Source organism: Dyadobacter sp. CECT 9275 (assembly GCF_907164905.1).
Taxonomy (GTDB): domain Bacteria; phylum Bacteroidota; class Bacteroidia; order Cytophagales; family Spirosomataceae; genus Dyadobacter; species Dyadobacter helix.
Genome location: NZ_CAJRAF010000003.1, coordinates 1 through 11,571, shown reverse-complemented (window position 1 = coordinate 11,571; position 11,571 = coordinate 1). Strand labels below are relative to the sequence as shown.

The window sequence follows — 11,571 nt, the reverse complement described above, 5'->3', positions numbered from 1 at the left end:
AGAAGTTAAGAATTATTTTTCATGAATTTATTATGACAGCTAGACAATTTCAAAATATTATATTTCCATTATTAACTGAAAGACTTTTTAACTGCCCCGTTAAAAATGAATGGTCGGCATTTAATGGATATATTAATCACTACTCACCACGTGTTGATATTGCTGTGGGTCCTTTTAGTATGGAGCAAGGTTTAAATCAAATACAGAATTATAATAATCTTGTAAATGATCAGAATATAAATTCCTTTCTCAAACAATTGTATGAATATCATATAGAAAATATTGGAGGAGAAATTGACAATGAGATAACTATTCCAAATTTTGACGATTTGATTTATAAAAATCAGAATGCTAGATGTTTTTTAGCTATTGAAATTGAAAACCAAAATTCTAAAAAGCATATAATGGGTAGTATGATAAACGCTGCATCATTAGGTAGAATAGGAATTGGGATAGCTTACAATGATAATACTTTACGTACTTTTATTAGAATAATGAATTACCTTGGTTTTCTTCGTCGTGTAGAAAAGAACACATACGACACCACTAATTTTTTAATAATTACAAAAGACCAGTTAGCTGAATTATTAAATCTTCACATTCAACAATAAAAATATGGAAGAACATGACTTTGAGAAAATAAAAGAAGAAATAAAGAAACAACTTGATTCTAGTAGACAAAATTGGTTATTTGGTGCAGGTATAAGTTATAATTCAAATATTCCATTAATGTATCCTTTGACCGAAAGAGTTAAAAACATTATACTTGAAGATTTAACAAATCCTTCTCACAAGAAGAATAATGAAATTTATGAATTATTAACAAATGAATTAATAGCAAATTCTCATATTGAGCACTATTTAAGTCATATTGGTGATTTAATTGCTTTAGCTGAGAGGTCTAAAGCGCAAACAGCAAATATTAATAAATTCTCATTTACAAATGAAGAATTGATAAATCTTCATAAATCAATTATTTCAGCTATTGGTGATACAGTTAGGTACGGTTATTTTAAAAATAAAGATGAAGAACAAATTGGAAATTCAAATAATCCAATAGTTGAAATAGAGCATCATTTGAAGTTTGTACAAGCATTATATTCAAATAGATCAAATTTGATGTCACGTTCAAAATTAACTTTTTTCACAACAAATTATGATACTTTATTAGAAGATGCTTTGGCACTTGAAAAATTTACAGTTGTTGATGGTTTTTCTGGTGGTTCAGTTGGATACTGGAACCCACAATTTGAATTCCAAGATTTAAATAGTTTACCAAATAAATGTTTATTGTATAAGTTGCATGGTTCAATTGATTGGCAAAGAGATAAAAATAAAGGCTTAATGCGAACACGCTACGGTACTAAATATTTATCTAATACTTCGGATATAATGATTTATCCACAAGCTACTAAATATGTAGAGACACAAAAGGATCCATTTTCTTATTTATTTCATGGTTTTAGAAATAGTTTAAATTCAAAAGAAGATAATATATTAATTACGTGTGGGTATAGTTTTGGTGATGACCATATTAATGCTGAAATAGAAGCGGCACTTTTCTCAAAAGATAATAGGACGACTATTATTGCATTTGCACAAGAAAATTCAAATGGCGATATAGTTATAAATAAAACATTAGATGCTTGGATTAAAAATCCTGAATTTGGTGAAAGAATATATGTAGCAGGTCAAAAAGGTATTTATTATAATTCAACAAATCCAATTAAACCAGATGACTCTAAAGATTTATTCTGGTGGACATTTACAGGTTTAACAAATTTCATTATTACTGGAGAACATGAATAAAGAAATATTTACAACAAATCAGTCACTTCGAATTGGAAAAATTATAGAAGTAAGTGGTAACTCTATTCGCATTGAGTTAGATATTAAAATTACTGAATTGACAAGGTCAGTTTATGGTCAAATATATTCTGTTGGTCAAATAGGCAGTATTATAAAAATTCACTTTGGAAGGAAGATTTTATTTGCCTACGTGAGGATGCTAAGAATGCAATCTGATATACAGTCAGAGGAAGGGAAAGCTCAAATTTTACCAGGAGATGATAAAAGAATTTTAGAAGCTGATTTATTTGGACAAGGTATTTGGAGTGTTAAAAATAAGCAGTTAGAGTTCAATAGAGGTATAGAAACATATCCACTTCCTTTGCAAGATGCTTTTTTATGTTTAAATGATGAATTGGAAAGTATTTACCGTGCTGCTGAAAATTTAAAAGAAAATAAAATTAACCCTATGGTTCCTATAGGGAATTATGTAGGTGGCAATAATGCAATTTGTAGAGCAAACATAGATAAATTATTTGGACATCATTGTGCAATTTTGGGGTCAACTGGTTCCGGAAAATCTGGAACAGTTGCTTCTATTTTACATTCTGTTTTATCACACAAAACGGATGGCAAAAATATTTCACCAAGAATTATAATGATTGATCCACATGGTGAATATGCAAAAGCTTTTGGCGATAAAGCAGTAGTCTATAAAGCTTATAGTGAAGCATCGACCAGTACCATTAAAGCTGAACAATTAAAATTACCTTATTGGTTAATGTCTAGTGATGAATTTAGGTCGTTAGTTATTGGTAAAACAGAATTTGAAGCTACTTCACAAACAAACATGGTTTATCAAGCAATCACATACGCTAGATTATTGAATCATGAATTAGTGCAAAATATAGGTGCTAATCCTTTGGGGGAAGCCAAAGATGATATTCCAGAAGGAGTAACAACCCCAGAGCAAATATTAAACTTTGATAGAGATAAACCTACACCCTTTCTACTGTCTGAATTCATAAAACATATTGATAAAGTTCAAGGACAAAAACCTGGTAAAAGTGAAAACCTTGCAGCTAGTTCTGGTAGAGATAAAATAGATTCTATACTTAAAAAATTAAAAGTTTTAAGAACAAATCCTCAACTTTCATTTATAATGGATGAATTTAGTCCTGAATCTCCAAAATTAGATGAGATTTTAGCTCAATTTTTTGGTGAGATAAAAGACGAAACAACTGGAGTAGATAAAAACCTTAGAATAATTGATATTTCAGGTTTGCCTAATGAAGTTGCTGGTCCTCTTACAGCTCTAATTGCTAGATTATTATTTCAATATAAACTTTGGCAAACTAGAGAAGAAAGAGAAAAAGATCCAGTTCTTTTTATTTGTGAAGAAGCACATAGATATGTTCCAAATCATGGTGAAGCGCAATACAAAGAAGCTCAAGAGGCCGTTCGTCGTATAGCAAAAGAAGGTAGAAAATATGGCGTTGGATTAATGTTAATTTCGCAAAGGCCTTCCGATGTTGAATCTACTGTTTTATCACAATGTAATTCTTGGATTATTCTTCGTCTAACAAATTCTAGTGACCAAGAACATGTTTCTAAATTTTTGCCTGATAGTTTAACTGGGTTAACAAAAATGTTACCATCACTAACTAGAAGGGAAGCTATTTTTGTTGGTGAAGCTGCTGCTTTACCTAGTAGAATTAGAATTAATAAATTAACTGAAGAACAATTACCTGACTCAAATGATATAAGTTTTGTTAAAGGGTGGTCAAACGAACCGACTAAGTCTTCAGAATTGGAAACAGTTAGTAAGAGATGGCTAGGATAATTACACCTTTAAATTTTATTATTAAATTACATATAAATTATTATTTTTTAAGACATAATAAAAATGGCAAACGAATTAGAAAAAGCTATAACAATAAAAAATGCAATTGATAAAATTGACTCGGGAGATTTTTTATTACCATCAATACAAAGAAGATTTGTTTGGAATCCAATTCAAATTGAATTTTTATTTGATTCTATAATGCAAGACTATCCAATTAATACATTTATGTTTTGGGAAGTTGAAGAAGATAGTATTAAAAATCAATTTCGTTTTTATGATTTTCTTAAAAAATACGTTGAATATCAGGGAGGTAACAATCATGAAAGAAAAACTAAAGGATATAAAAATTTCAAAGCGGTTATTGATGGTCAACAAAGATTAAATAGTTTATATATAGGATTAAAAGGAAGCTATGCATACAGGCATTATGTTTATAATAAAAAAATATATTATGAAGATGAAGTGAATTATCCAACACGAAAATTATTTTTAGATATTCTATCTCCTATTGAGAACCATGAGGAAAAAAAAGTATACGATTTTTTATTTTTAATTCAGAATGAGCATAAAGATGAGAGTATATCGAGAGTTAAACAAATTTCTGATGAAAATGGTAATAGTAAAGAAATTGAATGCTTTTGGTTTGAAGTTGGTAATATATTAGAGTTTAAAAGTGAGCACAATGTAATTACATATCTAACTAAAGAAAATTTAGATATTTCTGGTTTTCCTGGAGAAACATTGTTAAAACTATATAAACTTGTTAACGAAAAACCAATCATTAATTATTTTTTGGAACAAGAGCAAGATTTTGATAAGATATTATATGAATTCATAAGAACAAATTCAGGCGGTACTAAATTATCATTTGCAGATTTACTGATGTCTATAATAACTGCTTCATGGGAGATTGGTCAATCAAGTAAGGGAGCAAGAGAAGAATTGGATAATGTCATTAGACAAATAAGAGAATTTGGCTTTACAATAGATCAAGATTTTATTTTAAAAACCTGTTTAGTTTTAGTTGGAACCGATATTAGGTTTGCATTAAAAAATTTTGATAATGATACTATAAGTAAAATCAAGTTAGATTGGAGTAAAATAACATTGTGCATAAAAGAAAGTTTTCAATTGGTTAAATCATTATCATTTAATAATCATTCTCTTCGTGCTAAGAATTCTATAATTCCAATTATCTATTATTTATATATTTCAGATTTCTACAAGGATATAAATAAGGAGAATAAACATAGTGATAATAAGAAATTAATTAAGCAGTATTTAAATATATCCTTACTAAATAAGCTTTTTGGAGGTAGTTCTGACGGGTTTTTAATAAAACTCAAAAAAGTAATTACTGATAACGGGATTAGTGATTTTCCATTAGCAAATTTTAAAACTACTTTTAAAGGGACAAGTAAGAGTTTTAATATAGATGACGAAAAGTTAGACACAATACTAAGAACATCTTATGATAATTTGGATAGTTTTTATATTCTTTCAATATTATTTCCAAAATTTAATTTTGAGTTCAAAAATCCTAATGTGGATCATTTACATCCTAAATCTCAGTTTAATTATGAAACCTATTCTTTACTGAATGCAGATCAAATAGTATTCTATAATAATCATTATAATACAGTACTTAATCTTGGATTGTTATCAGAAGAGCAAAATAAATCAAAAAATAAAAGTCCATTAAAGGATTGGATTGATAAGCAATTAGTTTTTAGTGAAACCATAAAAGATCATTTATTAATACCTGAAAATACTAGTTTAGATTTCAACAATTTTGAAGAATTCATTAATAATAGAGAAATTAAACTAAAGCAGATTATTAAAGAAAATATAGTTTAAATAAGTTGATATTAAGGTTATTTGTTTTATTAATTATATAACCTATAAGAATCACATTACTTCATTACTCTCCATCCAATTGTAATAGTGTACTAAAAGTTGTATATATTTGGAATAACTATACGTCTAAGTTAAATACACTCTATTCAATAGCGACAATCTACCCAATTTTGGCTGTATAGGCGCTACTTTATAGCGAGTATATACAAGTTACCGCCAATGCTAAAAAGACAACGATTGTGAACAAAATGAACGACAGAAATATAATGCCAACCGCACATTCAGGCACATTTGCTTGCCCCATCGCACGGGCGACCGCTTCGCAAGCAAAAGAGCCTGAATTTTTTCCAACGCACAGAAAGTAATTATATATGGCAGACATTTCTCAAATACTAAACACGCTAAACACTTCACCAAGTGTTGGTTTGTTACGTTTACGAAACAGAGAAATGATTATTGAATTTCTAGTTAGAACTTTCATTAATAAACAAAGCTCTATTTCAACTGAAAATATTCATTCTCAATTAGCGGACTTTTTAGAAGGACAGAGAATTGAAATAGATGAAGAAAGTGAAATCAATTTTTTCGACACCTATGAAGAAAAAGCCAAAAAATATATTCAAAATTGGACGAATAATGGCTTTTTGACAAATTATCCTGATGAACAAGGTGAAGTCTTTTATGAACTTTCTTCACATTCAAGCAAAACCATAGATTGGTTAGCAAGCTTGAAAAAGGAAGAGTTTGTTGGTACTGAATCAAAATTCAATAACATATTGAATCAATTGAAAGAGTTGGTTGAGTTTACAAATGAAGATGCCGAAAAGCGTATTCAGTTGTTGGAAGAGAAAAAATTAGAAATTGAACAACAAATTCAACGAATAAAAATAGGTGAAGACGTTAAGGTATTTGAAGAATTTGAAATTGTACCCCGTTTCAATCAACTTAATCAATCCGCTAAAGAATTATTATCTGACTTTAAAGAAGTAGAAGACAACTTTAAAGAAATTACTAAAGGAATTTATCAAAAACACGCTGACGGAAGTCTATCCAAAAGTGATATACTGGAATTCACTTTTGATGCACTTGAATCATTGAAAGAAAGCCAACAAGGGAAAAGCTTTTACGCTTTTTGGTCATTCATATTAAATCCAGATTTACAACACAAATGGGAAAGTTTGACAAAAGATTTATACACGACTTTAGAAGAAAAATCAATCCCTATAAGTGACACATTCCTAATAGGAATGAAAAGGCATCTCCATAGTTCAGGACAAAAGGTTTACAAAGCCAATGATAAAATGGCTGAAAAACTAAGCCGTATAATTCGTGAGAATGAAAGTTCTAAATCAGAAGCCACGAAAAAAATAATTCAAGACATCAAGAAACAACTTGTAGAAATCAGTAAATCAAAGAAAAAACCTGATATTTCATTTGAATTAGAAACAGCAACGGAAATAAATATTCCATTTGAACGCAAACTCACGAAAGAGCAATCCGAAGAAGTTACATACACTAACAGACCTAAAATTGCCAACGAAGACATTACATTATCTAATCAATTAGGTAGGTTGTTTTCACAATCTAACATTGATAAAGAATTGTTGAGAAAAAGGATAAAAGATATACTTAGCGAAAAGTCGCAGACCACACTTTTAGATGTTGTAGAAAATTATGGTGGTCTTGAAAAAGGATTGCCTGAGTTGTTCGGTTATATAGGCATTGTGAAAGAATTCAAACACGTTATCAATCCTGATAAAACTCAAAGTATCATTTTTGATGCGGACAACCGCAAACAAATTAAAATCCCTGAAATTATTTTGACTAAATGAGCAGTTTAGAAAAACATATTACTCCATATAGCAAAGCCATTGTAAGGTTGTTGAAATCAATCGTTGAACGAAATTCAAATGTCTGGGATGATGTAATAAATTATCAAAACGAAATTCAGGATTACATTGGCAAAATTGGTTTAGAGTTAATCGTTAAAAAAGATGAAGGATTTGCTTTTGTAAAGCAACTTGAAGATAATGAAGGAAACACTCTCGGATTAGTTCAAAGGCGACAAATCGGTTTTGAAACGTCTATTGTGCTTGTTGTTCTAAGACAAAGCCTAGAAGATTTTGACAGCAATCCAACACAGTTAGCAACTGAAAAATTTATCACAAACTCAGAAATCAAGGACGAGTTAGAATTATTTCTTCCAGAAAAATATAACAAGGTCAAATTCATAAAAGAACTTGATAAATATATCAATGCGGCTGTTGATTTAGGCTACCTAAAAGAAATCAGCAAGAAAGACAATGAAACGAAATATCAAATACACAGAATTATCAAAGAAAAAATAACTCTTGATATTTTACAAGATTTTGAAAATAAGTTAAAAGATTATGTTGAGTCTGTTTAGTACAAGTTCCGACAAAGCGGGGTTCAGACTTCAATATATGGAAGTTTACAACTGGGGAACATTCAATGAAAAGGTTTTTAGAATAAATCCGAAAGGAAATAATTCACTTCTGACTGGTGCGAACGCATCTGGAAAGAGTACATACATTGACGCATTGCTTACTCTAATTGTTCCTGCAAAGAAAGACCGTTTTTACAATCAATCTTCTGGCGTTGAGAAAAAAGGCGACCGTACCGAAGAAACCTATGTGTTGGGGCATTACGGAAACATTCAAGAAGAAGGAAAAACTTCTACTTCTACACAAAAATTGCGTGATACAAACACTTATTCCGTAATTATTGCTTCGTTCTCCAATTCCGACCAAAAACAAATTACACTTTTTCAAGTACGTTGGTTTTCGAATAATGAATTAAGACGGCAATTCGGAATTGCTCACGTTCCTCTTGAAGTAGAATCTGATTTTGGTCAATTCGATTCAAAAGGAAATTGGAAAAAAGTTTTAGATAAAAAGTACAACTCGAATGTTACAAAAAAGAAAATTGAGTTCATAGATGGCCCTACCGCCTATGCAGAAAGAATGGCGGACTTATTTGGAATGCGTTCCACAAAAGCGTTGACTTTGTTCAATCAAGTTGTTGGGGTAAAAGTGTTGGAAGACTTAGATGATTTCATAAGAACCAATATGCTTGAAGAACAAGATGCGGAAGCAGAGTTCATTCAACTAAAAGAAAGTTTCTTGACTTTAATGGATGCTAAAACCAACATTGAAAAAGCCAAAGAACAAATCAAACAATTGACTCCAATAAATGAAATTGCCATAGCACTAACCAACATTAAAGCAGATTTATTTCAATTAGAAAAGTCAAAAGAAACCTCAGTTTATTGGTTTGCCAAAAAAGGTGTTGAGTTGGGTGAAAAGGAATTGGAGAAATGTAAAGAAGAATTACAACGCCTTAATAATGAACTAGCGGAATTAAAAGAAAAGGAAAGCGATTTGAAAAATCAGGAAACTGATTTGACAGTTCAAATAAAGTCTGATGAAGTTGGTAATCAAATTGAAAAATTGAAAACTGAAATCACAAGATTAGAAAAGAGTAAAAAATTAAGAAGCGAAAAACTAGACGATTACAATAAAATCGCCCAAAGCATTGCCCAGATTCAAGTTATAAATGCAACACTAAAGGTTTAAGGAAAGGAAGCCTAGGCTTCCTTTCCTTAGGCTGAATAACTAAATTAGTGTTGTCATGCAGAAATTCAATCATCTCAGCCCAGAACAAAGGTACCAAATCGAAATTTTAAACAAAGCCGGAACCAAGCAAGTGGAGATAGCCAGGCTCATTGGGGTCCATAAAAGCACCGTGAGCAGAGAACTCAAGCGGAATACCGGAAAGCGAGGACCTCATGCCAAAGTATATTCAGCCAAGATTGCTATAGATCGGACTCATGAACGCCATCGCCTCAAGCGAAAGAAAATCCGATTCACTGAAGCCCTGAAAGAACAAGCCAGAATGTGGCTGGAACAGGACAAACTCAGCCCGGAACTCATCGCTGCCCAATGGGAAAAACAAGAACAGCAAGGCGTATCCCATGAGACCATTTATGACTGGATTTGGAAAGCCAAGAAAAGCCGCCATTCGAGTTTGATTCAGGACAGAGGCCTGTACAAACATCTCAGACACGGCAAACGAAAACAAAAAAGAGGCAATTACAGGCAAAATAGAGGCGTTATCAAAGAACGTGTACCGATCGACCAAAGACCTGAAATCGTTCAAAACAGGGAACGATTAGGGGATATAGAAGTAGATTTGATGATGGGTAAAAACCACCAATCTGCCTTACTAGTCATGACAGATAGAGCTACTCTAATCACGACAATGGACTTCCTCCCTTCAAAAGAAGCAGAGCTTGTCAAGGCCAAAATCGAACAGCGCATTGAGTGGATCGGACCCAGCTGGATCAAAACCTGCACATTCGACAACGATATGGCTTTCGCCTTGCACCATGAAATAAGAGACAAATATGGAATCAAAACCTTCTTCACCAGACCCTATACTTCTCAAGACAAAGGAACAGTAGAAAACCGAATAGGACTCATCAGAGCATTCCTTCCTAAAGGAACTGACTTAAATGAAATCACCGATCAAACCATCGCAGAAATAGAACAAAAAATCAACAACAGGCCTATTAGAAAATTCAACTACCTAACTCCTAAAGAGAAATTATTATCTTACAAACCCGTTGCACTTATTACTTGAACACGGCATTTATCCATTCTTGCATTTAAAAAATAATGGAACAAAAACATCCTTTACCTCCGTTTACTATGGAGACTGCCTTGCAAAAGGTTCAGCTTGCAGAAGATGCCTGGAACAGCCGTGATCCGGAGCGGGTTTGCCTGGCCTATACCATCGACACCGAATGGCGTAACCGCGCTGAGTTTGTTAACGGTCGCGAAGAAGTGAAGGCTTTTTTAACCCGGAAATGGGAAAAAGAACTTGATTATAAGCTAAAGAAAGAGCTGTGGGGATTTCGTGAGAACCGAATGGCGGTACGTTTTGAATACGAATGGCGTGACCACAGCGGACAGTGGTACCGCAGCTACGGTAATGAGCTCTGGGAATTCGATAAGAACGGCTTGATGCGTAAGCGTTACGCCAGTATTAATGACCTTGAGATCACTGCTGATAGCAGGCAACTATTATAACCTTAAAACATAAATTTTGACAGCTCAAACCGCATTTACGTTAATTAATCCTCTAACAAAGGCCCTGGCCTTTAAGATTTTTTCTTTTGAAGACGATTCTTACTTCAGCAAACAGAAGAACTACAATTATTATTCAATGATCCTTGTTACCAAGGGAAGCGGCAAGTTACGTGCCGATTTTTCGGAGTATGAATTTAAGGAAAACAGCTTGATGTGCTTTTCGATCTACCAACCATTTATGATTAAGTCAGAGGGAGAATTTACGGGGCTGTTAATTAACTTCCACCCGGATTTTTTCTGTATTCACAAGCACCAACATGAAGTGGCTTGCAATGGGGTGCTTTTTAATAATATCTATCAATCTCCGCTTGTTCAGCTTCAGGAGCAGGAGTTGATTCTGCTTTCTACACTTGTCGATCAGCTTAGGACAGAAATGCAAAATGTAGCAATCGCCCAATATGAGCTGATAGTTTCCTATTTAAAAATTTTCCTGATCAATGCTTCCAGGATAAAGCTGAACGCCCATTTACTTTATGAGTTTAAAAACAAAAAAGAGCCCTTTATACTTAAGACGCTCAAGGATGCCATTGAGGAATATTATAAGAGCAAGCATAGCCCAAGTGATTATGCCAATTTGCTAAATATCTCAACGAAAGCCCTTAATCGCATCAGCAAGAGTCACTTCAATAAGACATTAAGCAACCTAATTGCTGAGCGGATCGTAATTGAGGCCAAACGTGAACTGTACTTAACCGCCAAACCGGTAAAAAAAATCGCTTATGAACTGGGTTTTAACGATGAGTTTTATTTCAGCCGTTTTTTTAAAAGCAATGCCGAGGTATCACCGCAAATATACCGTGAAACGGTTGGTTTTGCAAGGACTGATGCATAGCCCCTGTTTAATTCACTTTACCATTAAAGCCTTGATAGTATGTCCAAAAAAAATTCTCCAGATAGTTTAAGGGATGA

General features: G+C 32.5%; 10 protein-coding genes. All 10 read left to right on the top strand.

Going from position 1 to position 11,571, the window contains the following annotated elements:
• A partial coding sequence (locus KOE27_RS25780) for a hypothetical protein (protein WP_215241780.1) occupies nt 1–611 on the top strand: 611 nt, incomplete at its 5' end.
• A 4-nt stretch (nt 612–615) separates the two neighbouring features.
• Nucleotides 616–1,809 (top strand): SIR2 family protein, encoded by a 1,194-nt coding sequence (locus tag KOE27_RS25775; protein ID WP_072938631.1) that lies wholly within the window; start codon nt 616–618, stop codon nt 1,807–1,809.
• Nucleotides 1,802–3,631: an ATP-binding protein gene (locus KOE27_RS25770; RefSeq protein ID WP_106357390.1), complete on the top strand. Its 1,830-nt coding sequence runs from the start codon at nt 1,802–1,804 to the stop codon at nt 3,629–3,631. Before KOE27_RS25775 ends, KOE27_RS25770 begins: the two co-directional genes overlap by 8 nt.
• Nucleotides 3,632–3,694: 63 nt before the next feature.
• Nucleotides 3,695–5,491 carry a DUF262 domain-containing protein gene (locus KOE27_RS25765; protein WP_072938638.1) on the top strand — a complete coding sequence of 599 codons (1,797 nt, stop codon included), beginning with the start codon at nt 3,695–3,697 and terminating at the stop codon, nt 5,489–5,491.
• Nucleotides 5,492–5,862: 371 nt separating this feature from the next.
• Nucleotides 5,863–7,323: a DUF3375 domain-containing protein gene (locus KOE27_RS25760; protein ID WP_215241779.1), complete on the top strand. Its 1,461-nt coding sequence runs from the start codon at nt 5,863–5,865 to the stop codon at nt 7,321–7,323.
• Complete coding sequence (locus tag KOE27_RS25755; RefSeq protein WP_215241778.1) at nt 7,320–7,898, top strand: DUF4194 domain-containing protein; 579 nt, start codon at nt 7,320–7,322, stop codon at nt 7,896–7,898. The genes KOE27_RS25760 and KOE27_RS25755 overlap by 4 nt, the downstream gene beginning before the upstream one ends.
• Before the next feature lie 37 nt (nt 7,899–7,935).
• On the top strand, nt 7,936–9,087 hold the full coding sequence (locus KOE27_RS25750) for an ATP-binding protein (protein WP_215241777.1): 1,152 nt from the start codon (nt 7,936–7,938) through the stop codon (nt 9,085–9,087).
• A gap of 55 nt (nt 9,088–9,142) precedes the next feature.
• A complete protein-coding gene (locus KOE27_RS25745) occupies nt 9,143–10,153 on the top strand; it encodes an IS30 family transposase (RefSeq protein ID WP_111395187.1) in 1,011 nt (336 codons plus the stop codon).
• A gap of 68 nt (nt 10,154–10,221) precedes the next feature.
• Nucleotides 10,222–10,602, top strand: a complete 381-nt coding sequence (locus KOE27_RS25740) for a nuclear transport factor 2 family protein (protein ID WP_229252991.1) — start codon at nt 10,222–10,224, stop codon at nt 10,600–10,602.
• A gap of 16 nt (nt 10,603–10,618) precedes the next feature.
• On the top strand, nt 10,619–11,494 hold the full coding sequence (locus KOE27_RS25735; protein ID WP_215241775.1) for a helix-turn-helix domain-containing protein: 876 nt from the start codon (nt 10,619–10,621) through the stop codon (nt 11,492–11,494).
• The last annotated feature ends 77 nt before the right edge of the window (nt 11,495–11,571 follow it).

What these genes read in the sequence shown, in the direction of transcription:
- KOE27_RS25775 (WP_072938631.1), top strand. Translation starts at nt 616, where the DNA reads ATGGAAGAACATGACTTTGAGAAAATAAAAGAAGAAATAAAGAAACAA.
- KOE27_RS25770 (WP_106357390.1), top strand. Translation starts at nt 1,802, where the DNA reads ATGAATAAAGAAATATTTACAACAAATCAGTCACTTCGAATTGGAAAA.
- KOE27_RS25765 (WP_072938638.1), top strand. Translation starts at nt 3,695, where the DNA reads ATGGCAAACGAATTAGAAAAAGCTATAACAATAAAAAATGCAATTGAT.
- KOE27_RS25760 (WP_215241779.1), top strand. Translation starts at nt 5,863, where the DNA reads ATGGCAGACATTTCTCAAATACTAAACACGCTAAACACTTCACCAAGT.
- KOE27_RS25755 (WP_215241778.1), top strand. Translation starts at nt 7,320, where the DNA reads ATGAGCAGTTTAGAAAAACATATTACTCCATATAGCAAAGCCATTGTA.
- KOE27_RS25750 (WP_215241777.1), top strand. Translation starts at nt 7,936, where the DNA reads ATGGAAGTTTACAACTGGGGAACATTCAATGAAAAGGTTTTTAGAATA.
- KOE27_RS25745 (WP_111395187.1), top strand. Translation starts at nt 9,143, where the DNA reads ATGCAGAAATTCAATCATCTCAGCCCAGAACAAAGGTACCAAATCGAA.
- KOE27_RS25740 (WP_229252991.1), top strand. Translation starts at nt 10,222, where the DNA reads ATGGAGACTGCCTTGCAAAAGGTTCAGCTTGCAGAAGATGCCTGGAAC.